We start from the raw sequence: 22,590 nt of genomic DNA on the forward strand, positions 1-22,590 counted from the left end.
AAACGAGCGAAAATGTACATATTTGTGTTGACATTTATAGATATTCCCTCATTTGTAAATTTTTCATAGGTTTCCTTTATGTTTTCTACTTGAAAGTAAAGGACAGAACTCGGATGAGCAAACTCTTCTTTTTCAGGTAAACTGAGTAGAATTCTTGTTCCATTACAATCAAAAAATGCCATTGTATCTGTTGAAAAAAGTAAGGGAAGATCAAGAGCCTTGTAAAACTTTACTGCTCTATTAATGTCTTTAACTGGTACTCCGATTTGATTTATATTTTGTATAGTAGTCATTATTCTCTCCTTTATTGTGTCTTACCACTATAATAATTCATAAATGCTGAAACGGATAGGGGCGCAGCTGGATTTTTCCGAAAATACTGATTTTAGATAACTGGTTTGGGTGCATAATCTACAGGTGTAGAATAGGTACTAATGTGAATTAAGAAACAAATAACTAGTAAAAATGTGGGGGATTGATTCTAGAAGGATTAATGCTTTTTTGATGAATTTATTTACTAACAAAGCTGAACAAAAATCAAATAATATCAGAAGTATAAAACAAAAATATTAAAGAGGGAAAGAAATTGATAAAAGGAATATATAAAGGAGAATCTCCTACTTAATAAAAGTGAGAGATTCTCTTTTTAAATATTATAAAACATTTAGCTGTTGCTTATATCTTTCAAAATTAAAGAGAGTTGTAATATTTTGTCCGGCCTGAATATACACTTTAGAAGTTAAAAGTAGCAGCATCTAAGTATTAGTTAGATAAATCAATAAACCACCTAAAATAATCTATTTTATTTTAGTTCATTATTTTCTCGCAAAAAGCGAATAAATTTTTTTAAACCTGGTGTTTGCTGTTTTTTGTTTTTGATTAAAAAGTCTATTTTTATCTTTTTAGGTAGTTCTGTAAATATGATTTCCTTGGTACCTTTTCGAGTTTCTGCAATATCTGCAGGTATTATGCTGATACCCAATCCATCGTGAACTGCTTGAATAATAGACTCGAGAGAATCAAATTCAATGATGTGAGAACTATGAAAATTGCTTTCTTTGGACCACTCCAATAATTGTTTTCTATATATGCAATTTCTATCACTATTAACTATCAACGTCTGATTAGAATTAATATGAATTGGGTTAAGTATAGGGGAAATTAGTATAATTTTCTCTAAGTAACTATAAACAATCTCGCAATCAGATGTATTTTTACTACTATTATTTACAAATATACCATCCACTTCACCATAGAAAAGCATTTCTTCTAACATCAAATTATTACTTGTTCTTACTTTCACATCTAGATTATTAGATTCTTTTAAAAATGCAGAAAGTAAGGAAGGAATCTTAACGGCAGAAATTGTTTGAGAAGCTCCTATTTTTAATGATTCTCTCCACTTATTAGGATTAATAGCTGTTTTAGCTTCGTCTATCAATTGTAGAATTTCATTTGTATAATCTAATAATTTTTCGCCTTCTTCAGTCAATGTTACTCCCCGATTATTTCGCATAAATAATCGCACGCCTAGTTCATTTTCTAAATTTTTTATTCGTTGACTAACGTTTGGTTGTACATATCCTAATTTTTCGGCTGCTTTTGATACTGATTGCAATTCTGCAACATGTTTGAAAATCTTTAATTCATGACTTTCCAATAGTTTCGCCCTTCTCTCTGGTATCATTTAAAATGATACCTAATTCATTATTCTGTATTATACTCCTCATTTTAATTAAAGCATAATGTAATAGTACAAATAAAAATAAGTAAGGATGATACGGAAATGGAATTAATGAATAAAGTAGTAATCATTACTGGGGCTGGAACTGGAGTAGGAAGAGCTACAGCTGTAAAACTAGCTGCCGAAGGTGCAAAAGTAGTGATAAATTACAACCAATCTGAAAAGGAAGCTCATAAAGTTGTTAATGAAATAAGACAAAATGGCGGGATAGCTATTGCTTATAAAGCAAATGTAGCAAACGAAAAGGAAGTAAAGGAATTAGTATCCCAAACTGTTCAAACTTTTGGATCTATAGATGGATTAGTAAATAATGCGAGTATCACAGCTCAAATAGCTATGGATAACTTAGATGCATTAACAGATGAAATATGGGATTCTCTTTTCAGTGTAAATGTGAAGGGAATGTTCCATTGCATAAAAGCCGTTGTCCCTTATATGAAAAAACAACATTCTGGAGTAATTGTAAATATGGGGAGTGTAGCAGGAATGACTGGTATAGGTTCGTCTATCCCATATGCAGCAACAAAATCTGCTATACATACGATGACAAGGTCATTGGCTATCGCATTGGCACCTTCCATAAGAGTTAATAGCATTTCTCCTGGAGCTGTTGAAACAAGGTGGTGGGCTGGTAATGAAGAGAAGATGTATCAACTTGCAGGTAAATTACCACTACAAAGAATTTCCACACCAGAAGATATAGCTGAAGCAATAGTTTTTCAACTAACTCAAAAATCTATAACCGGACAAGTATTTACTATAGATAATGGTCAAACCCTCTAAATAGAGGGTTTTATGTATTAAGCTGCCGTTCTGTATTTGTTCTGTTTGTCAAAAAAGCCAGTGATCCTTATTGCACATTCTATTAAGATGAATTAGTGTATTCCTTTTTGACTATGTTTCACAGATTGTAAGTAATAGCGATTTGTCTTCCGCAGTTAAGGAGGAAAAAAATATATAATAATGTAATATACAGGAGTTTTCAGAAGGTCGTCGAAATAGTTATCTATAATCAGAAGGAGTGTGATTAGTTATGTCTCGCGCGAAAGACGTTTTGCAGGATCAATTGTTAACAAATGCGAATGATCCTAGCTGGTACGTATCGTTTTCGGAATCTGTTGTAAATTTAACAGAGGAAGAAGCGTTTTGGAAACCTAATGATGAAAGCAACAGTATTGCAGAAATTGTACAACATCTTCTTTACTGGAATGAAACTTGGCAAACAAGATACAAAGAATCTCATGTCAATGCTGTTGCCCCTATAAATGATAATAATGAAAGCTTTGTTATTCCAGAAAATATAACGTTTGCTGCTTTAAAAAAGTCTCTTTTAGCTGTTCTGCTTCAATGGCAAGACCTACTGACACAAGAAAAGGTTGATAATGATGTAATTGGTTTTCCGGAGACGGCAAAGTGGTGGGAGGTTCTAAGCAATTTGACCACTCATAATGCATACCACATTGGACAAATCGTTTATATTCGGAAACTGCAAAAAAGTTGGAAAACTAATCTTAAAGGGGATTAAATAAGGTAACTTTTATTTCATTGCTCTGTTATGGATTTACCCTTAGTAAGAAGTCATATTTTATACATAAAGGTATCAGAATTTGTTAAGGTAAAAAGAGTAAGAGTATTTTCACTTAAGCTATCGAATGTTTAATTTACAACGAAAAATAGTAAGATGATAAAGCGCTTGAATTTTTTTCAAGCGTTTTATCTGTATTTAAGGTGTATTACTGCTTTTTTAGGTTTTCCGCGCATTAATGGAACTAATTGATTTTCCGTTATTACACTATATGATAAACTGTTTTTAACAGAATTTTTCGAAACGAATTGCGCTGTTAATATAATTTTTACAAAAATAGATTCAGATACTCAGGAGGTACAGAATGAATATAGAGAAAAGACTATATGAAGAAGCAGTAGCGTTAATAGAAAAAAGGTATCCAGTAGGTTGGGGAGGCGCTGCTGCTATGTATACAAATGAAGGGGAAATATTGAGTAGTGTTGCTCCTGAAATTATTAATGCTTCTACAGAATTATGTATAGAAACAGGTGCTGTACTTGAAGCACATAAACTTGCTGTCCGAATTACCCATTCCATTTGTGTAGTGAGGGAAAATGAAAAAGCTGCTTTTACAATCCTCACGCCATGTGGAATATGCCAGGAAAGGCTTTTTTATTGGGGATCAGATGTGAAAGTAGCTATTACGAATCCTGGCAATGAAATTATTTTTAAGACATTAACAGAAGTACAACCATATCATTGGTATGAAGCATATCGAGAAAGATAATCCACTTTAATACATCCCAGGTATGAAACTTAAGAAACCTGCAAATACTGCTAGCGACCTAACTGGATGATGATTGATAATATTCTAGTAGAAAAATTAATGGAGTTTATTAGCAAATTGAAGATAAGGAATAGGGAGAATGGCTAATCTATAATTATTCTTTGTAATCCGCATTATCAACCAAATGCTTCTTATAGGAGACGACATCATAATAACCAGTTATATTTTTCCTCCCCGGGATACGAATGACCATTCGAATGAAATTATAAGGAGGATTATGGGCTCCTTCAAACCCAACTACATGGAATGTGACATCATACGAATCTTCATGTTCGTTAAAAGTAATCGACTCTATTTTTTCATTCATATAAAGCTGGTTATCGCCATGCTTTTCCATGATTTCAAGTATGGTTGGACCGAGAAATCTTAAAAAAGCAGACTCTGTTAATGTAGAGTTTACCTTTGGAGGAATGCCTTCTGATATGGTGGTTACATCTACCACAGGATGTAAAGATGTGAAAAGAAGTAATAATAAAAAAGAGGTTCTCATAATAAAAATTTTCTCCTATAAATATTGTATTATGATTAGTTTTTGTTATTATTTTGGAAATATACAGTTGGAAAAAGAGGGTAAGGAGCATTTACCCAATTCTATCGAGCTGATGTAATTTTCATATAAAGAGAAATAGTCTTATATGCATAACACTCTTATAAAAATAATTCTTCTTTTTCTCCTAAGTGCATATTTTGAACAACCATTGTCTTAAATGTATAATTGCTATTTTTTCATTTATAGCTTTAGTTGGAATACAATAGAACCTTTCGAACTAGTAATATGCAATATCATACATTTAAAATTAAAATATTTAGGAGGCAGCCTATTGAATGTCTATTGGTTCGGTCAACTTTTCTGGTTATTAACTGGTGGCGCCTTCTTATTCTTCCTAATAGGATTACGGTGGCAATCTTGGGAAATTGTTTTAATTAGTGGAATTCTCTTTTTTGTGCCTGCCCTTTATTTTTTAGGAGCGAATAATTGGTTTCGATTATTAGTGATTGTACCGTTAATTCCATTTTGGTTTGCATTTAGGATAAAAAAGAGCATGTAGCCTTGTTATAATGGAAGGGAATTATTTTCCTTTTAAATCACAAAATCATTGTTTTTTTTTCACGATTCTTTTCCTTGTAGTTTTATAAGTGTGAGCATGATATTTATATTCTCTTCTGTATTGGGGATTTTTCTATTTATTTCCATCGCGATTCATAATTATTTGTTTCTATGATCTTTTTTATACCGCCTGGCTCATCAACATTGCGAAAGTTAGTTCTAAGTAAGCTAGTGGCTTTTTTAGTATTTAAAGAAGTATCAAAAGCATGAAAAGGTTTTTCGTACTTGTTAATGGAAAAGGGCAGAAGATTTGTAGTTGCAAATCCAAGTTGCAATAATCTTTTGCCATAAAAAGAATAATAGCTTTCCTTTTGTATTGGACCAACGTGTAAAATTCCTGTTAAATTCATATTGATGATTTCATTATTGCGTTTGATAAATCATCAATATGAACAAAAGTTTTGAATGTGTTGGCAGGGGCATGCGCATATCCATCTATTTTAATTTCATGAATGAGTCGTTTTGTTCTAGCTTAAATCTCTTGATTAGCATCTTTGCCATAAATAGGACCTGTCCGAATAATTAGATGGTTTGTGTGATTTGTAAGGAGTAAATTCTCCCCAATGTGTTTGGCATTTATATATGTAGATAATGGTGCTCCACTAGGTAGAAATCCTGGTAGATCTGTTTCAGAATAGTTACCTTTGCCGTCCACAAAAACTGCATCTGTTGACAAATATATTAATTTTGTTTTTGGAGAAATGACAGTTAATATATTGTGGAGGCCAATTTCAATAAGCTGCTTCTCATTTTCTCCATCCATCAAAGACCAAATAACAACATCAGGATTAATATGGTTCATTAGTTGGGTTACTTGATGTTTGTTATTCATGTCCAGTTGTAAAATATGTGAATGGGCATTTGCAAAACGAGAAGTCCCGTAAACGGAAAAATCAGGTATGGATGAGGCAAGTGCAAATAAGGAAGATCCTAAAAATCCAGTAGAGCCTAATATGATAATTTTCATAAGCAATACTCCTAGTTCATGAGTTTAGAAAAATCTGTTAATATGATAGTATCATAATTTAATTGGAAGAATCATGAATTTTTTTAAAAGGAGAGATTATTGATAGAAATTAAAAATATTGGGCGTATTTGTCGGACAGATTCAAGAGGCAATATCATAAATGATTCGACTATAAATGCCATAAAGCCTGAATTTAAATGTATTATAGAAGCGGCGGTAGCAACATATGTATCTCATTTAGGAGAACATTTACATAGTGTGTATATTAGAGGTTCTATTCCTCGTGGGTTAGGAATAGATAATGTATCAGATTTGGATACAATAGCTATTACCAATAAAAATATTGATTCCATTGACTTAAATTGGGTTGATAGAGCAGAAGAAGTTTTAAATGAAAACTTTAAAGCAGTTGATGGCGTTGAACTTAGTTTTTATTTTATTGAAGATATTTTAGAGACTACTAACTTTTCGATAATACCATTTATGATAAAAACTCATAGTATTTGTGTTTACGGAGAAGATATAAGGGATTTTTTACCTAACTATAAAGCAGACAAAACACTTGCCAATGAACATCTTGTCAATTTAAAAAGTCAAATTCAACAGGCAAAAGAAGAACTTTCTGGGAACGAAGATGTTGAAGATGTAGTGTATTGCTGCAGGTGGATTATGAAAATTATAATTAGGTCAGGACTAGCCCTGGTTTTAGTGGAAGAAAACAAATACACAAGGGATTTGTACCCAGCATATAAAATATTTTCTGAACACTTTCCAAGCAAACAATCAAAAATGAAACAAGCACTGGAGTATGCTGTTAACCCAATAACTAATTCAGAGGTAATCATAAACTTTTTAAATGTAATGGGAGACTGGATGATAAGTATCACGGAAAAATGGCTGCAAACTCATAATCCTATAATGGAGAGAAATATGAAAATATAAAAAGCGAGATAGGTATAGTGAGTTGCAGCTTCGGGGATAAATAAACGCTATTGGATATTTTTTTATTCATAAGGCATACTGCCAAAGGAGAATTATATGCAAAAGATTATCATTCAAAATTATAACGAATTAAATATTAAATATCTAGTTGCGTCCTTCGCTTCATTATTTACCTTTAGAAAGATACATCATATAGAGAAATCTAGAAAAGAGATTTATAATCTGATAGTGCATCTTGACCAAGAAAATGATGATAAGAAATTATAGAGTAGTAGAGGCGATTATTGAAGATCCAGATGGATATAATATATAGATTTCCGACCTTTGAGATAATGGATATAACATAAAAAATAGGGGGTGAGATTATGATTAAAGTTAGAAAAGCGGAACCGAAAGATGTCGAAGGAATTGCAAAGGTATGCAGGGATGGCTACTGGGCAACATATGAAGATCTCAGTTCAAAAGAATATATTACTAGAATTATTTCAACGTTTTATAATCGGGAAAGAATTCACAAGGAAGTTACGGAAACAAGTAGAGAATGGGGAGGCTATTTTGTTGCCGTTGATAATGATGAAATAATCGGTGCCATCGGTGGTGGCATGATAAATGATACCGCTGGCGAAGTGTTTGTTTTATACATCAATCCGGATAGGCGGAATGAAGGCATTGGTACAAAATTATTAGATGTTCTCACAAAACAGCAGAAGGAAGAGTTCGCTGCAAGTGAGCAATGGGTGTCAGTAGCGAAAGGTAATCAAAAAGGAATCCCATTCTATGAAGCGAAAGGATTTATTTTTAAGAAAGAACAAGATACATACGGCAATGTAGAAGGAGAGTGTTACACTTCCTTGCGATATTGTCGTGTAATTTAAAAGCAGAAAGTAATTAACTATAAATGTACACATTTTTCCATATGTATTTAAGTAGACCATCTAATTTGATTTCTTAGGTGGTCTTTTGAATTCTTTTAAATGGAAACAATGATCGAATAATACTAATAAATGAACCATAGGGATTTTTAAATAAATGATAATCACGGCAATAATATAGAATTAACAACAAGGAATAGTCAGATTAGACTACAAAAAGTTGGAACAATAAGGTAAAATAGACTTTTACATAGTAGTGAGGATAAAAAGCTTGCCCTTCGTTTGACAAGAAATTGAACGTCTTAGTGAATAAAGATTACAAATTGTGTACTATAAAAACTTCAGTTATGATTATGATGTACCATTTTTCAGGAGCATTTAAATAACCTACAATTTAATATTAATGTGAGGACTGTTTTAATGATAGACAATGAATTTTTACCTAGTATAAAGCTTTATCGTATGATTATTGGCTTATTCATCATATTAATGAGCGCAGGGATAGTGATAGTTTACATAGAGGATAATCGAATTATTTCGATGTCTTTAATCTTGCAATGTTTATTCGTTGTAAGTATTTCTATTCTACTAGTCATTTTTCCCAAAAAAGATACATTAAATTTTAGAGCAACGATTATTTTTTTGATGTCTGCCTACTTTTTCTTTATGTATTTACGGTTTCCTGACAGATTTGCTTTGATATTGCTGATTTGTTTTATCCCAGTTATTCCTGTCTTATTTTTACATATTAGATTATTTTATATTACATTGTTAGGGAACATTACTATTATGTTATGCGTAATTATTTATTTGATGATGAATAAATCCCCTGGCATACATAGTTATAGCTATTTGGATTTTATAGGAGTTATCACTAATTTCTTGGGGACACAGCTTTTGCTGCTATTTCTTTTCCTGCTTTTTCAAAAAAGAATGAAGGATCAAGAGCTATATTATGTTCAAGTTAAGCAAGCTGAAAAGCTGAGGACAACAGGGCAGCTTGCAGCAGCTGTTGCACATGAAATTCGCAATCCTATTACGGTAGTAAAAGGATTTATCCAGCTTCATGAAAAGGATAAGGAAATACCAGAACATATAAAAAAACAATATAAGCTAATGTTAGATGAGCTAGAAGCAGCCGAAACGGTTATTACTGATTTTTTATCATTAGCAAAACCAAGCGAAACGAAGACAGAGATTATTTCAGTCAAACTAGCTCTGCATACTGTGATGGACTTACTGAATTCATATGCAATGAATGATACAATACATATTGAATTAGAAAGTGAAACGGACTATAAGATTCAATGTAATATCATGGAATTTAAACAATTATTCGTAAATTTATTGAAAAATGCGATTGAAGCCTCCCAGCCTGGTGATACAATTCATGTAAAATTAATAGGAGAATTAGACATATTAAAAATTGTGATTATCGATAACGGTACAGGGATGAACGAAGAACAATTAGAGCAGATTGGAACACCCTTCTATTCCTTAAAAGCGAAAGGAACAGGGCTTGGATTAATGATTTGCTATAATATTATCGAAAAGTATGATGGAACCATTCATTTTAAGAGTAAGGAAGGAAACGGAACAGAAGTTACTGTTACTTTTCCTATTGTATAGAAATAATACCTGATTTAATTATTCATTTTTAGTACATCACTAAGTATTCTATTAGGAAGCCATTAATCATTGTTGAAACGCGATGATTAATGGCTTTTGTTTTTATGAAGTAAATAACTAAGCTCAAAAATCTTATGAAACTAATAATTTGACTCATAGTTCATGTATTTAGAAAAATCTGTTAAAATTATACAATACTAAATGAAAAAGTTTGAGAGGAATTGAAAATGGCAAAAACATCAGGTTGCTTTACGATAGTAATAAATGACAAAGGACAAGTCTTATTGACGAAACGAAAGGATTTTCCAATTTGGGATTTGCCTGGAGGTAGATGGGAAAAAGGCGAAACATTAGAAGATTGTGCCATTCGTGAAACAGAAGAAGAAACTGGATACCTTATTCAAATTAAACGAAAAATCGGGGAATATTTCCAACCGCAATTCAATGATATGCAGTATTTATTCTTGGGGGAATTGAAAGGAGGAAAACCAATAGAAGAAGGACCGGAAACAGAAAAAGTTGCATGGGTAAATATACGCCATTTACCTTTACATATGGTGCCTAATAGAAGAAAACAAATTAAAAACTATTTACAGAATAAGAATCACGTTGTAAAACAATCAATAACTGTGTCTCCTATTATAAGAATCCTTTTAAAAGGGTATTTGAAAGTATTTAGATAATTATTAACACGTATTAAAATAAAGAAGCTGCTTCAGATTTTATTCCACATGGTAGATTAATGGAGACCTGTAAACATTGACTGTTATAGAGACCAGCTGAACTTAATAGAATTTCTGCAGAATTTTTTAATTGATTCTAAAGTTCTCTCTGATAATTTTGGGATAAATTATTCTTATTCTATTCTCCCATCTTTGGTTATATAATTCGGTTGGTTTTTTGCCAACAAAAAAATAAAAAAGAATGAAAGACTAATAAAATTTACACTATAAATGATTTGTTATTAGATTTAAAATATTCCCTTTATTGTGTTATATTGGAAATAAAAACGTGAGTATAGGAGAGTGTAAAATGACACTTGAATCGTATGGTAACTATTATGATAAACGTGTGGAGTCAATTGATGAAAAAATATGTGAATTAATAAGTCAAAGAAAAATAATATCAAGTGATCCTGGAGATCCAACTTCGCAGCATATAGCTATTTGGTCTAAAAAATATAATTTGAATGGGGAGTTTTTAAATGATGTTTTTAGCCATTTACTAAGAGAGGATATATATAAACCAATAGAAGTACCTAAAGGATTTCTGAAAAATAAACCAGTTTTAAAATCGTATGAAGATAATAATGTTTTCTATTCAGTATCATTTATTCGTCAATATGAAAATGCCAGCGTAGTTCACTTGAATATTGATAAGGACGTCTCCGAAGAGAAGCCTGGAGATATGCACCATTTTATATTTATAGAACTTTCCATCAATGGCACCAATATTGTTTACGACTGTCGAAACGATCATGGTGGAGCTTCCGGTGGGCATATATCATTCGAATTCATTGTAACACCGCCCTTGCCTGATAATATGTCAAACATTAAATTAATATTTAAGGAATACAATGAGCCTCTCAAAAGAAAGCCAACTGGTCTTGAATTCGAGTTTACTTTGGACAAATAGTTCTACTATTATATAAGTATCTAACTGTATTGGTAGCATATTCTTTCTAAGATGAATAGAGGAGGATTTTAAAAATTTTCTTCTATTTTCATATAAAGAATTATTAGAATTTTCGGGAACTATTTGTATGCAGCGACGTACAAATAATGAAAAATCTATGGGAGGTAAGGGGTAACTTTGCGGGGAATCAAATACTATCTTTTGATATTTACAATATTCTTCTTATCATCATGTCAACAAAATGAGGTAGTAGAACAAGAAGAAAAGGTAAAAGAAGGACTTACATACTCATTCCAACATCCTGAAACTGGTCAAGCGTACAATATAATTCACGTATATAAACTATATGAGAACTTCGAGAAAAGGATGAAAAAAGATGTAAATATGTCAGAAAGTCAGGTGTTTGACGAGGAAGTAATTAATCCTATTTATGAGGCATGTTATCAGGATGCAGAGTATTTCACAGAGACTGTTAAAGCACCAGAAAATAGAGAAGAAGTTAATAATATCATTCAAACAATGGATGTGAAGGCTATAAATTCAGCCATTGAGGAAAGTTTAATAAAATCTTCTAATTATATACCATCAAATCAAAAAACGAATATATGTATTTATCCTACAGAGGCAACTAAGAGTACAACTTTAATGTTTACAGAGGGAGCAGGAAAAATCAGTGTATTATACAATGAATATTTTAATGAGGGAACTCTTAAAGCAGGAATTGCTCACGAATATCATCATAGTGTGTGGACGGAAAAGTACTTTAATAATTCTCACTCTCATACCGTATTGGATAACTTAATTCTTGAAGGAAAAGCAGTAATGTTTGAAAAGCTTGTATATCAAGATATTACTCTAACTACTGTTAATTACAATTTTAATAAGGATGATTGGAATCAAATTGAACCAGATTTATTCCAAGAAGATCCCTACAGGGCAGCAGAAATAATATCGGCCGGGAATGGACTGCCTTATAATTATGGTTACAATGTCGGTTATCAGATGATGAGATCCTATTTAGATTTACATCCAGATTTCACACCCCAAGAATGGACAGCTCTTGGCGCAAGAGAAATTTATGAAGAAGGAAAATACAACGAACATTATCAATAATAGAAGTTACATATCGAACTAATCCCTTTTACTCTAATACAAAACATTCTCCAGCAAAACAGTGTAGGAGATGGGAAAATTTGTATTTTAACTAATTTATTTGTTAAAATCAAGGTGTTTATATAAATGTTCCTCCTCTTCATTAGGATTGGGGGAAGCTTGTCTAATTTCCTTATCAATACGTATATATTCATATTTTTGGTCCGGTTCATCTCTAAAAGTCACAAACGTGGTAAAGTGATAGCTTGCTTTTGTCAAGGTAGTATCAATTTCTAGTATGTCCTCTTCTTGATATTTTTCCAAAAGATATGCATATACGTCATTTTTTAATGAATGTTTTTGATAGTTGATATATCCTAATATAGCAAAAGGACATAGTATCATTAGCCAAGTCACGGTAGTAAAGATAATAAGCGCTTTTTTCTTCAAATGTTTGCTCCTCCTTTAAAAAGACTTACCGACAATTAAAAAGTCAATAAACATTGTTTATGATACGATCTTTTTCTTGCCTAAATCGCTTTATGGATTCATCTATAAGAAAGAACATAATAGATATACTTAAGGAGTAGATAAAGAAAATCCAAAGAAAAAAGAAAGGTAGAAAACCAAAGAAAACATATAATATAAAGCTGAATGCAAGCCTGCCTTGAGGAAGTTTGCTTGATATTTTCTCTATTAAGATGGAGATCGGAAGCCCATATAGAAGTAAACCTAAGCTGAAAAAAAGAGTATAGCTTATAAGATCTTCTTTTAAATCAACATCTTGAATAACCGGTTGAGTAAAAAATGAGTCTAGTGGAAGAAAAACAGTAAATACAAAAGTGGATAAAAATAAAGTCAGAATAGCTGATACTACTTTTCTTTTAAGCATGTTGTCTTCCTCCAATTCTCTTCACTTTCTTTATTTTAACAAATAATGTAATTAAAAAGGAGAATCGTTTAAAAAAAATGAATTTAGTACAGAGAAAAAATTTTAACATTAGGGAGGGGGATCGACAATTAACCATGATTAAAGCGATTATATTTGATTTAGATGGTACCTTATTGAATAGAGATGCATCAATAGAAATGTTTGTGGATTGTCAATATGATAGATTGAATATAGAGCTTGGCCATATTCCCAAAGATACATATACAAAGAGATTTATTGAATTGGATCAACGCGGCTATGTTTGGAAGGATAAGGTATATCAACAATTAGCAGCTGAATTCGAGCTTAAGGAGATAACATGGGAAGAGCTCTTACAAGATTATCTTAGCCAATTTAAAAATCACTGCATGGCTTTTCACAATCTTAAGAAGATGTTGGAGGGATTAAAAAGCCAGAATCTTCTTTTAGGAATGATAACCAATGGGTTTGGACAATTTCAAATGGATAATATGAAGTCTTTGCAGATTGAAAAATATTTTGATGTCATATTGGTTTCCGAATGGGAAGGAATAAAAAAGCCGGATCCTAGGATATTTAATAAAGCTTTAAACATACTGAATGTGCAGCCAAATGAAGCTATATTTGTCGGAGACCATCCAGAAAATGATGTGCTTGCTGCGAAAAAAGTAGGGATGAAAGGGATTTGGAAGAAGGATTTGCATTGGAGAAATGCCGAAGCAGATTATATTGTAGATGATTTAGGAGAATTGCCTTTCATTATAGAAAAGTTAATGTAAGAATAGAACGATGCTAAATGGAATGATATTTTAAGTCGAGAAGCGTATAAAAGAAAGGATTTGAAAAAGGAGTGGAATAAGGGATGAAGCGAGATAAGGAAGAGAAATTACAAAAACAGAAAATGGTCCAAGAACTATATAGAGAAAGAGTAAAACAGAAAAGTAAAGATAAAAACGACAACCGAATTGGGAAATTAATTGTAAACCTTTGCATTGTGGTGTTTTTTGTATGTACGATAATGGCAATCTTGTTTGACTGGGGAGTAAAAGTGCCACAGTTTTTCGGGATTTAGAGCCCAAAATAAAACAAATATACTGGTGCTCTATAATCTTTTAAGAGTAAATAAAATGTGAGGGGCTATATGAACCATATTGGAATAGATTTTGATGATACACTTGTTGATATGAGAAAATCGATTGTAAAACTTTTAAATAAAATACATAACAAAAATTGGGATTACGAAGAAATGGTAGAGTATGGAGTTTCGGATTTATATGGATATTCCTTTGAAGCATTTGTAGATTTTTTTACAAACAACCAAAAGGAACTGCATTCAGCTAAACCATATCCATTTTTAATTGATGTACTTAGTGAACTAAGCAAAACTTCAAAACTATCAATCATGACGGGGAGGCCTAAAGCGTGGATGAATTCAGCGGAACTTTGGATAGTTAAAAATAAGTTGCCCATAGATGATATAGTATGCGCTTCAGAATATATAAATGGTAAGCCTGAATGCGCTTTCATTCATAATGTTACTCTATTTATTGAAGACAACCCTACCCATGCACTATCTATTGCAAATAGTGGAATAGATGTATTGCTACTTGATAAGCCATACAATCAAATGTGTAAGCACGAACGAATAACAAAAGTGAAGGACTGGGAAGAAGTAGGTAGGTTGTTATTAAGTTATGGCTTCTATAAATGAAAAATAACTTTGAATCCATTATAGAAGCTAATTAATCTACACAAATCTTAATTCGAGCAACGGCCTCTTTATAATGAAGTATACAATCATTTATTGATAATACAGCGAAATAGGAAAAAGAGGTTAAATCTTCTATTATAGAATTATCATAAATAAAGTTAATATGTAATGGTTTTTTGGGGATGATTTTTTCTTCTAATAGTATAGTTGAAATATCATGATAGATATGCTCTATTGTTTCGCCCATAGCTCTTTCAATGGAAAATCCACCTGCTAGACTAGTCCACCAAGTGAAAAAGGAATCATATATTTGATCAAAAGCAGTTAGATTATCGACATTAACATCACACAATTCATGATAAAATAAGTGTTTTTCATTATAGAAAATATCCTGGTCAATATCTCTATTCTCAGAAATACTTTTCGTTACCTTAGTCCATAAGTCGCGATACTGTAATAAAAAATCCTTTCGAAACTCGCACGTTGTTAGCGGATAGGGGAATTTCCAATTATCCTTATTATCATTTTGGTTGAGAAAGATATTTTGAACATAAACCAAAAAATTTAATGAATAAGAAGCTTCTGCTATTATTTGTAATGAGTTTTTCATACGTTTCCTCCTAATTTCTCACAGCACATTTCAATATTTATTCCGCTTTTTTCTGAAGTAACAGAGAATCAACTTTCCAAAAAAGAGATGCACACAAAATAAAAGATGGAAGAATGGAAAGGATCTTCCATATCAAAAAAACATGGCAACAATCCATGTGACAACACCAGAAAAAACATTATAGATCGCGAGGTAGAGAATGCTAAATTTTTTTGGTCTTTGATTTAGCAAAATTTGCAGCGGCGACGCAATAACCAGATAAAAGCAAAAGAAAATAAAACTAAATAATAGTATTCCCAACAAACTAAAATAAGAGGAATTAATAAGGTAAATCGTACTAATGCAAATAGCGGTTATCAGAGAAGTAAGCAATGAGTGAGCGATCATATCAATATCTATCTTCTTTAATTGCATGAAATTTCCCCCATAAATGCATCTATTTCATCCTTAAATCGTGAAGCTTCTTCTAGAAACGGATAATGATTGCTTTGATTAAATATCAATAATTTTGAATGAGGAATGCACTCATTCATTTCAAGCGAATAGGAAAGAGGGCATTGAACATCGAATTTTCCACAAATGATTAATGTTGGAGTTGAAATCAACTTAAGCTTCCTAGTAACATCAAAAAGTTGCACTTCCCGGCTAAAATAGTTCAGTCTAATCGAGGATATTTTCTTTTGAATAGGAAGGGAAAAATACTCTTCGTAGTTTTCAGGAGTATATAAGGTTAACTTTGTTCGTTCTTTCGTAATTCTCATCTTTTCTGTAATTGTTAAATCAGATCGTTTTAGCTTTTCTATCAAATCTTGCATTTTCTTAAAAGATGGGTGTTTATCAATGTATATACAGTCAGGAGAAAATGTCATATATTCTCTTGCAGCAGCTCCTACTAAAACAAGTTTGCTCAAACTGTTAGAGTAATATATCCCATAAATAACTCCTAGAATACCCCCAGTGGAATGTCCTGCCAAGTTCCATTTTTTAAATCCTAATGCTTCCCGTATTGCTTCTAAGTCGAAGATAGACTCTAGTAACCCTAGTTCATATGGTTGAGTAGCCTTATCGGAGCTACCAGCTTCTCTGAGATTAACTAGAAATACTTTATGCGTATCGACAAAGGATTCTGCAAAATAATCTCCTGTCTCATTAAATTCTGCATAATGGTGGGTTATACAAAGAGGTTCACCTTGCCCTTTAATAAAAATTTCAAATTTTCCCCTAGAGGTATTTAATAACTTTCTAGTCCAATTCTTCATATATACTCCCTTCAAATGCAATAAGGTAATCTCTTGTTATGTATGAGGATGTAAAAGGTTTACTTATTAATCTGCTAATTTTATTAACTCAGCATCATGCCGGATATTTGTTGAAAGCACTACATAGTTGTTACCATATTTTAGCATTTGGGAGAGGAGTTATAAACAGTTTCGTAAGACAATCGAAAAATTTGATCCTGCAGGTAATATGATAGGATAAAAAAACGAAACATTTATTAAGCTCAATCTTCAAGACATTTTTTACTTCATAGTTATTACAGCACCAAGAGGAATCCTTCTAGGGGCGATTAATTCCATCACTTTTTAAACGCTCTATATCTTATTTAATTTGCATAATATTTCATTACCATATATTGGTCTTTTTTCAACAAGTATTTTATAATCTATTAATAAAGGAGGGGAAAACTTGAATCAAAAAAATAAGAAAGAATTTATATCCATTATTTTAACATTATTCTTATTCTTAGCCTCAATTGCAGTTTTTCTTTTTGTAAGGGGGTCTAATTTAACTCTGTGGATACCAATATCCTTATATTTATTAATAGACTTAGGCCTACTAGTTTCACTTATTATAGGTGTACAATCTAAAAATAAAAACATAAAAATTTTTAGTATTTTATCTAATATTATTTTGTTGATTCCAATAACCATTTGGACATATTTTTTGTTGCTGGCAAATGGAATTTCAGAAAAATAAAAATTATTGCTGGCTTAATTTTAATGGTTATTTGAAAAGATAATTAAAAGGATGGATTTAATGGAATCATCAAAACTTCTAAGAGGAACATTTCTTTTAACGCTAGGAACAATTATCTCAAAAGTTCTTGGTATGCTCTATGTTATTCCTTTTTATCATATAGTAGGGGAAAAAGGAAATGCTTTATACTCGATGGCTTATATCCCTTATTCTATTTTTATCAGTATAGCCACTGCTGGCTTGCCATTAGCAGTGGCAAAGTTTGTTTCTAAATATAATTCTCTAGAGGAGTATGCAGTAGGGAGAAAACTATTTAAATCTGGGCTTATTATGATGAGTTGTACTGGAATTGTTGCATTTGTTATTTTATATCTCTTTGCGCCCATTTTAGCAGCAGCTAGCATACCTGATAACGCCGATGTAAGTGTTCAAGATGGGACGACTGTTATTCGTGCGGTTAGCTTTGCTTTAGTCATAGTTCCATTTATGAGTTTAATTAGAGGTTTTTTTCAAGGGCATCAATCAATGGGACCTTCGGCAGTTTCTCAAGTAGTTGAGCAGATTGTACGAGTTATTTTTATGCTTTCTGGTGCTTATATCATACTAAATCTCTTAAAAGGAAGTTTGGTTACTGCGGTCAGTGTAGCAACTTTTGCGGCATTTATTGGTGCAGTTGGAAGTTTAGTAGTCTTATTATGGTATTGGTATAAAAGAAAACCCCATCTTGATAAGCTTCTTTTAGAAGATAAAGGAGTCATTGATGTTTCACTTAAGGAAACATATAAAGAGATTATCGTATATGCAATCCCTTTTATTTTTGTAGGGCTTGCAAATCCATTATTCCAGTTTATTGATGAACTTACTTTCAAAGGTGCAATGGAATCTATTGGCTTAAAAGATCAAGTAGTAACTGCATTTGGTGTTTTGACTTTAAATACTCATAAACTTGTCATTATTCCAGTCTCTTTAGCAACTGCTTTTTCGTTAACGCTAGTTCCTGCCATTACGAAGGCATATACAGAAAAAGATCATGTCAGTTTAGTTCAACAAGTGAATCAAACAATTCAGATTGTTCTATTCTTTACATTACCTGCTGTTGTAGGTCTTTCGCTGCTTGCCGAACCGATCTATACCGTATTTTATCATCATAAAGAACTTGGTACGGACATATTAAGAATATATGCTCCGGTAGCTATTCTATTTTCCCTTTTCTCTATTACAGCAGCGGTTCTTCAAGGAATAAATAAGCAAAAATATACTATTATAAGTTTGCTGTTAGGTTTAATGGTGAAATTATGTCTGAACATACCACTTATCAAAATTTTTGCAACCAGTGGGGCAGTAATAGCTACTAGTATTGGGTATTTAATGGCAATTATAATTAATTTTTATGTGATAAAAAAGTTTGCTGGCTATTCTTTAAGATTAGTTATCAAAAGAGTACTGCAAATCGGATTCTTTACACTCGCTATGTTTATTGGAACACTATTTACCTATATGCTATTAACTTTATTTTTATCAGCTCAAGCTAAGGTAGACGCATGTATTATAGTGATTGTTTGTATGGTTGTGGGAATAAGTATTTATTTTTGTCTAAGTGTTAAGTCTAATTTAATTATTCAGCTCTTTGGGGAACGAGCAATACGAGTAATAAAGAAGTTGAATATCAATAAATCTTTTTAAATGGAGTCTACTATGCTTTATTCTATTTAATATGAGAAGCCTAGATATTTGGAGTTGAAATTATAATGGGGAGTTATGGTGGATAAATTAATAGGCTCTCAATTAAATAGAGAAGTATATAATATCAGCCATAATATGAAGGGAATCAGCTGAATAACGAATTTATTAGCCAAAATAAGAGGGAAATCAGCTAAACTGCGAAATTATCAGCCAAAGTAAGGTGGGAATCAGCCAAATTACGAAATTATCAGCCAAAGTAAGAGGGAAATCAGCCAAACTAGGAAATTATCAGCCAAAGTATAGTGGGAATCAGCCAAACTAGGAAATTATCAGCCAAAGTAAGAGGGAAATCAGCCAAACTGCGAAATTATCAGCCAAAGTATAGTGGGAATCAGCCAAACTGCGAAATTATCAGCCAAAGTAAGGTGGGAATCAGCCAAATTACGAAATTATCAGCCAAAGTAAGAGGGAAATCAGCCAAACTGCGAAATTATCAGCCAAAGTAAGAGGGAAATCAGCCAAACTGCGAAATTATCAGCCAAAGTAAGGTGAGAATCAGCCGAACTAGGAAATTATCAGCCAAAGTAAGGTGGGAATCAGCCAAATTACGAAATTATCAGCCAAAGTATAGTGGGAATCAGCCAAATTACGAAATTATCAGCCAAAGTATAGTGGGAATCAGCCAAACTGCGAAATTATCAGCCAAAGTAAGGTGGAAATCAGCCAAACAAGGAAATTATCAGCCAAAATTAGAGGAGAATCAGCCAAACACCGAAATTATCAGCCAAAAAAGAAGAGGATCAGGCCGAACTGCATATAATAAGTAGAGAAATTTTTAAAGCATTTTTGCACATACAGCATTAAACAGGATAGATTACCAATTCATATGAGGGGATGATTAGGAGAATGCGTACTAATGAAATGCTGTCTCAAACATTTTTAACCTTTGCAGAAAAGGAATGTAAGGGATCAAGCGTCCTCTACGCACTTTTGTCTAAACAAATTGCAATGGATAAAACGCTTCTTAATATTGCTAAATGTGCTAGAGTTGGGCAGCCTGTCCCTAATCTATTATTTGGTGCCGTTCACTACCTTCTGTTAAAGGGGACCAATCACTCGCTAAAAGATTATTACCCTAGTATCACAGAGAATCCCAAAACAGCTAAGGCTTCGTTTCCTATTTTTAAAGATTTCTGCCTCAAATATCAAAAGGAGATTACATGGATTCTCCAAACGAAGTTAGTTCAAACGAATGAGGTGAGAAGATGTTCTTACCTTTATCCTGCTTTTTGCATGATATATAATCTAGCTAAGAAACCGCTAGCGTTAATCGAAATAGGCACTAGCGCAGGCTTTCAGCTTCAATGGGATAAGTATGCCTATTCATACGGTAAAGAATGGTATGGAAATTCAGAGTCAGAACTGCCAATTACTGCGACTGTAATAGGAGAAAATATGCCATTCTTATTGAAAACTTCTCCTCCTGTTACGATAAGGATTGGTTTTGATTTACATACGATAGATTTACATGACAAAGACGAAGAATTATGGCTAAAAGCATTGATATGGCCAGAACATAGAGAGAGATTATTCTTATTTGAAAAAGCGGCAGATTACAGAAGAGAAGGTGCTTTGAACGTAGTGAGCGGTGATGGAGTAAGCTTGCTGCCATATTATGCCGAAACTATTCCAGAGGGCAGTGCCATTTGCATCTTTCATACCCATGTAGCGAATCAAATACCAAGAGAAGGGAAGGAGCTTCTGTTACAAGGTGTGGAAGAAATTGGGAAGCACAGAGAAGTATTTCATCTTTATAATAATATTCAAGATAGATACTTACACTTAGATTATTATATGGCCGGTAAGAAGAGTGAAAATAGCATTGCAGAAACAGACGGACATGGACGATGGTTTAAATGGTTAAAAAATGATACTAGATAAGGAAGTAATTAAGTTCTATGATAAAGAGCTAGCTTTATACTAAAATAAGGGAATATACTTCTAGGGCTATTAAATGTGGAATGTATATAATAGGAGGCATTAAAATAGGATGGGGTTACTGAATATTGGGAGCCTGGTGCTTGGTTTAATTGCTTGGATATTGCCGGCTACAAACTTAATGAGAGATAAAAAGAAAGTTCAGAGAAATGGGCTAATGATTTGTTTTCTTAGCATGGGTGCTTGTGCGATTTCTATCTCTTTTCAGATTTTCTATAGCTATTATCTTGTAAAAATGGAGGATTGGAGTGCAATGATGGACACATCAGGTGGGGTAGTGGTTGCGACTGCCTTTCTCCTTTCTGTGACAATTATTTTGAACACGGCGAATTATATTATATATCGTAAAGTTACAGCAAAATAGCCTTTAAAATAAATACATATAAACGAAAAAGGACACTTATTACGGTGTCCTTTTATTACTTTAACAACATCTATTTAATGTAAAATCAACTTTAGCAAATATTTCTAGTTAATTCCAAAAAAAGAGTTATAATGTAGCTAGAAGAAAAATTAAAGGAGTTTTTATGGAATTAATAACGTCAAAGGTCATCATCATATCTATTTTACTGTTAGTGATTACAATGATAGAAACATTAGCCTATTCAACGAGAATATCTGGTACGAGAGTTAAGTTAATAGCTACTGCAATATCGTTATTTAGCACGATGGTTATTGTTTCGCGATTTTCTACTATGTTTCAACAGCCATTAACAGCAAAATTGATAGCAGAAGTTCCCAAAGGGGCAGACAAATTAACTTTTATTGCGGCGCAATATCGAATTTTAATAGGAGTAACATCAATGGGGGTATTAATTGGTATCCTGTTGTTTCCAACATTTATAAATATCTTTTCACGAGCAATTGTCCAATTAGCAAATGAAAGAGGGTCCATGCTAGCTCTTTTTTCTAAATTATTCAAGAAGAACAACCTAAACAAGCTTCTAAAATGTCTTAAATTACCGCGATTATCCTATTTTAAAGGAATTACCTTAAACACAGTTCCAAAGCGTTTATTTGTATTAAATGTCATTATTTCAGCTATATTTACGACGGGTGTCATATCCTCCATATATGCTTCCATGTTAGTTCCAGCAAAAGTTTCTCAGGCAGCTTTAATGTCCTCAGGGGTAATAAACGGGATTGCCACCATCATTCTGACCTTATTTATTGATCCAAAGGCGTCTGTGTTAGCTGATCGCGTCATGAAAAAACAAACGGACTATATTTATTTGAAAAGCTACTCATTAACAATGGTTAGCTCTAAATTTATCGGCACGATAGTAGCGCAAATAATCTTTTTGCCTGCAGCTTATTATGTGGCTTGGTTTGCAGAATGGCTTTAATCTAAAATAGGA

The 22,590-nt window shown here is 32.4% G+C and carries 29 protein-coding genes and 1 pseudogene; 20 read left to right on the forward strand and 10 right to left on the reverse strand.

Annotation, left to right across the window (positions count from 1 at the left end; translation table 11 throughout):
• Positions 1-38 precede the first annotated feature (38 nt).
• A pseudogene (locus tag NX902_RS11425) lies at positions 39-293 on the reverse strand (VOC family protein); the annotation flags it as partial.
• A 509-nt stretch (positions 294-802) separates the two neighbouring features.
• Positions 803-1,660 carry a LysR family transcriptional regulator gene (locus NX902_RS11430; protein ID WP_163188527.1) on the reverse strand — a complete coding sequence of 286 codons (858 nt, stop codon included), beginning with the start codon at positions 1,658-1,660 and terminating at the stop codon, positions 803-805.
• Between the two features lie 126 nt (positions 1,661-1,786).
• Here NX902_RS11430 and NX902_RS11435 point away from each other — a divergent pair, with 126 nt between their 5' ends.
• From NX902_RS11435 to NX902_RS11445, 3 genes are all read left to right on the forward strand, one after another.
• Complete coding sequence (locus NX902_RS11435; RefSeq protein WP_171509590.1) at positions 1,787-2,527, forward strand: SDR family NAD(P)-dependent oxidoreductase; 741 nt, start codon at positions 1,787-1,789, stop codon at positions 2,525-2,527.
• Between the two features lie 250 nt (positions 2,528-2,777).
• Complete coding sequence (locus tag NX902_RS11440; RefSeq protein WP_171509591.1) at positions 2,778-3,269, forward strand: DinB family protein; 492 nt, start codon at positions 2,778-2,780, stop codon at positions 3,267-3,269.
• 364 nt (positions 3,270-3,633) lie between these two features.
• On the forward strand, positions 3,634-4,038 hold the full coding sequence (locus NX902_RS11445) for a cytidine deaminase (RefSeq protein ID WP_341160733.1): 405 nt from the start codon (positions 3,634-3,636) through the stop codon (positions 4,036-4,038).
• A 154-nt stretch (positions 4,039-4,192) separates the two neighbouring features.
• Here NX902_RS11445 and NX902_RS11450 read toward each other — a convergent pair whose 3' ends face one another.
• Positions 4,193-4,588, reverse strand: a complete 396-nt coding sequence (locus NX902_RS11450) for a hypothetical protein (RefSeq protein ID WP_171509592.1) — start codon at positions 4,586-4,588, stop codon at positions 4,193-4,195.
• Between the two features lie 331 nt (positions 4,589-4,919).
• Here NX902_RS11450 and NX902_RS11455 point away from each other — a divergent pair, with 331 nt between their 5' ends.
• Entirely contained in the window at positions 4,920-5,147 is a 228-nt protein-coding gene (locus NX902_RS11455; RefSeq protein ID WP_171509593.1) for a hypothetical protein, read from the forward strand.
• Between the two features lie 136 nt (positions 5,148-5,283).
• Here the strand turns inward: NX902_RS11455 and NX902_RS11460 are convergent, their stop codons facing one another.
• Complete coding sequence (locus NX902_RS11460; RefSeq protein ID WP_171509594.1) at positions 5,284-5,556, reverse strand: hypothetical protein; 273 nt, start codon at positions 5,554-5,556, stop codon at positions 5,284-5,286.
• A 122-nt stretch (positions 5,557-5,678) separates the two neighbouring features.
• A complete protein-coding gene (locus tag NX902_RS11465; RefSeq protein ID WP_171509595.1) occupies positions 5,679-6,173 on the reverse strand; it encodes a sugar nucleotide-binding protein in 495 nt (164 codons plus the stop codon).
• Positions 6,174-6,272: 99 nt separating this feature from the next.
• Between NX902_RS11465 and NX902_RS11470 the strand changes: the two genes are divergently transcribed.
• The 6 genes from NX902_RS11470 to NX902_RS11495 all read left to right on the forward strand — a co-directional run bounded on the left by NX902_RS11470 (position 6,273) and on the right by NX902_RS11495 (position 12,364).
• Entirely contained in the window at positions 6,273-7,115 is an 843-nt protein-coding gene (locus NX902_RS11470; RefSeq protein ID WP_171509596.1) for a nucleotidyltransferase, read from the forward strand.
• Positions 7,116-7,480: 365 nt separating this feature from the next.
• Positions 7,481-7,990 carry a GNAT family N-acetyltransferase gene (locus NX902_RS11475; protein WP_171509597.1) on the forward strand — a complete coding sequence of 170 codons (510 nt, stop codon included), beginning with the start codon at positions 7,481-7,483 and terminating at the stop codon, positions 7,988-7,990.
• Between the two features lie 417 nt (positions 7,991-8,407).
• Positions 8,408-9,616, forward strand: coding sequence for a sensor histidine kinase (locus NX902_RS11480; RefSeq protein ID WP_171509598.1), 1,209 nt, complete (start codon positions 8,408-8,410; stop codon positions 9,614-9,616).
• Positions 9,617-9,843: 227 nt separating this feature from the next.
• Positions 9,844-10,299: an NUDIX hydrolase gene (locus tag NX902_RS11485; protein WP_171509599.1), complete on the forward strand. Its 456-nt coding sequence runs from the start codon at positions 9,844-9,846 to the stop codon at positions 10,297-10,299.
• A 349-nt stretch (positions 10,300-10,648) separates the two neighbouring features.
• A complete protein-coding gene (locus NX902_RS11490) occupies positions 10,649-11,251 on the forward strand; it encodes a hypothetical protein (protein ID WP_171509600.1) in 603 nt (200 codons plus the stop codon).
• 201 nt (positions 11,252-11,452) lie between these two features.
• Positions 11,453-12,364, forward strand: coding sequence for a DUF2268 domain-containing putative Zn-dependent protease (locus NX902_RS11495; RefSeq protein ID WP_341160734.1), 912 nt, complete (start codon positions 11,453-11,455; stop codon positions 12,362-12,364).
• Positions 12,365-12,460: 96 nt separating this feature from the next.
• Here the strand turns inward: NX902_RS11495 and NX902_RS11500 are convergent, their stop codons facing one another.
• Both NX902_RS11500 and NX902_RS11505 read right to left on the reverse strand, forming a co-directional pair.
• Entirely contained in the window at positions 12,461-12,793 is a 333-nt protein-coding gene (locus NX902_RS11500) for a DUF3139 domain-containing protein (RefSeq protein WP_163188500.1), read from the reverse strand.
• Positions 12,794-12,836: 43 nt separating this feature from the next.
• A complete protein-coding gene (locus NX902_RS11505; RefSeq protein ID WP_163188498.1) occupies positions 12,837-13,235 on the reverse strand; it encodes a hypothetical protein in 399 nt (132 codons plus the stop codon).
• Positions 13,236-13,369: 134 nt separating this feature from the next.
• On the opposite strand from NX902_RS11505, the gene NX902_RS11510 reads away from it, so the two are divergent.
• The 3 genes from NX902_RS11510 (at position 13,370) to NX902_RS11520 (ending at position 14,964) form a co-directional block, all read left to right on the forward strand.
• Positions 13,370-14,032: an HAD family hydrolase gene (locus NX902_RS11510; RefSeq protein WP_163188514.1), complete on the forward strand. Its 663-nt coding sequence runs from the start codon at positions 13,370-13,372 to the stop codon at positions 14,030-14,032.
• 83 nt (positions 14,033-14,115) lie between these two features.
• Positions 14,116-14,325 (forward strand): hypothetical protein, encoded by a 210-nt coding sequence (locus NX902_RS11515; RefSeq protein WP_095328445.1) that lies wholly within the window; start codon positions 14,116-14,118, stop codon positions 14,323-14,325.
• 69 nt (positions 14,326-14,394) lie between these two features.
• Complete coding sequence (locus NX902_RS11520; protein WP_163188496.1) at positions 14,395-14,964, forward strand: HAD hydrolase-like protein; 570 nt, start codon at positions 14,395-14,397, stop codon at positions 14,962-14,964.
• Between the two features lie 31 nt (positions 14,965-14,995).
• On the opposite strand, the gene NX902_RS11525 is transcribed toward NX902_RS11520, so the two are convergent.
• The 3 genes from NX902_RS11525 to NX902_RS11530 all read right to left on the reverse strand — a co-directional run bounded on the left by NX902_RS11525 (position 14,996) and on the right by NX902_RS11530 (position 16,833).
• Positions 14,996-15,574 carry a hypothetical protein gene (locus tag NX902_RS11525; protein ID WP_123257607.1) on the reverse strand — a complete coding sequence of 193 codons (579 nt, stop codon included), beginning with the start codon at positions 15,572-15,574 and terminating at the stop codon, positions 14,996-14,998.
• A gap of 132 nt (positions 15,575-15,706) precedes the next feature.
• Positions 15,707-15,988, reverse strand: coding sequence for a UPF0715 family protein (locus NX902_RS25830; RefSeq protein WP_163188494.1), 282 nt, complete (start codon positions 15,986-15,988; stop codon positions 15,707-15,709).
• A complete protein-coding gene (locus NX902_RS11530) occupies positions 15,979-16,833 on the reverse strand; it encodes an alpha/beta fold hydrolase (RefSeq protein WP_341160735.1) in 855 nt (284 codons plus the stop codon). The genes NX902_RS25830 and NX902_RS11530 overlap by 10 nt, the downstream gene beginning before the upstream one ends.
• A 427-nt stretch (positions 16,834-17,260) precedes the next feature.
• On the opposite strand from NX902_RS11530, the gene NX902_RS11535 reads away from it, so the two are divergent.
• The 7 genes from NX902_RS11535 to NX902_RS11565 all read left to right on the forward strand — a co-directional run bounded on the left by NX902_RS11535 (position 17,261) and on the right by NX902_RS11565 (position 22,578).
• Complete coding sequence (locus tag NX902_RS11535; RefSeq protein WP_095328450.1) at positions 17,261-17,551, forward strand: hypothetical protein; 291 nt, start codon at positions 17,261-17,263, stop codon at positions 17,549-17,551.
• A 60-nt stretch (positions 17,552-17,611) separates the two neighbouring features.
• On the forward strand, positions 17,612-19,234 hold the full coding sequence (locus NX902_RS11540; protein ID WP_123257610.1) for a putative polysaccharide biosynthesis protein: 1,623 nt from the start codon (positions 17,612-17,614) through the stop codon (positions 19,232-19,234).
• A gap of 302 nt (positions 19,235-19,536) precedes the next feature.
• Positions 19,537-19,740 carry a hypothetical protein gene (locus tag NX902_RS11545; protein ID WP_163188490.1) on the forward strand — a complete coding sequence of 68 codons (204 nt, stop codon included), beginning with the start codon at positions 19,537-19,539 and terminating at the stop codon, positions 19,738-19,740.
• A 42-nt stretch (positions 19,741-19,782) separates the two neighbouring features.
• The gene (locus NX902_RS11550) at positions 19,783-20,061 is read left to right on the forward strand and encodes a hypothetical protein (RefSeq protein ID WP_171509602.1); all 279 of its coding nucleotides are present in this window, start codon (positions 19,783-19,785) and stop codon (positions 20,059-20,061) included.
• Positions 20,062-20,140: 79 nt separating this feature from the next.
• Positions 20,141-21,175 (forward strand): DUF2332 domain-containing protein, encoded by a 1,035-nt coding sequence (locus NX902_RS11555; protein ID WP_095328457.1) that lies wholly within the window; start codon positions 20,141-20,143, stop codon positions 21,173-21,175.
• A gap of 109 nt (positions 21,176-21,284) precedes the next feature.
• Positions 21,285-21,596 carry a hypothetical protein gene (locus NX902_RS11560; RefSeq protein WP_163188486.1) on the forward strand — a complete coding sequence of 104 codons (312 nt, stop codon included), beginning with the start codon at positions 21,285-21,287 and terminating at the stop codon, positions 21,594-21,596.
• A 163-nt stretch (positions 21,597-21,759) separates the two neighbouring features.
• A complete protein-coding gene (locus NX902_RS11565) occupies positions 21,760-22,578 on the forward strand; it encodes a lipid II flippase family protein (RefSeq protein ID WP_095328458.1) in 819 nt (272 codons plus the stop codon).
• Positions 22,579-22,590: the final 12 nt, after the last annotated feature.

The organism is Niallia sp. FSL W8-0954 (assembly GCF_038005605.1).
GTDB lineage: Bacteria > Bacillota > Bacilli > Bacillales > Cytobacillaceae > Niallia > Niallia circulans_A.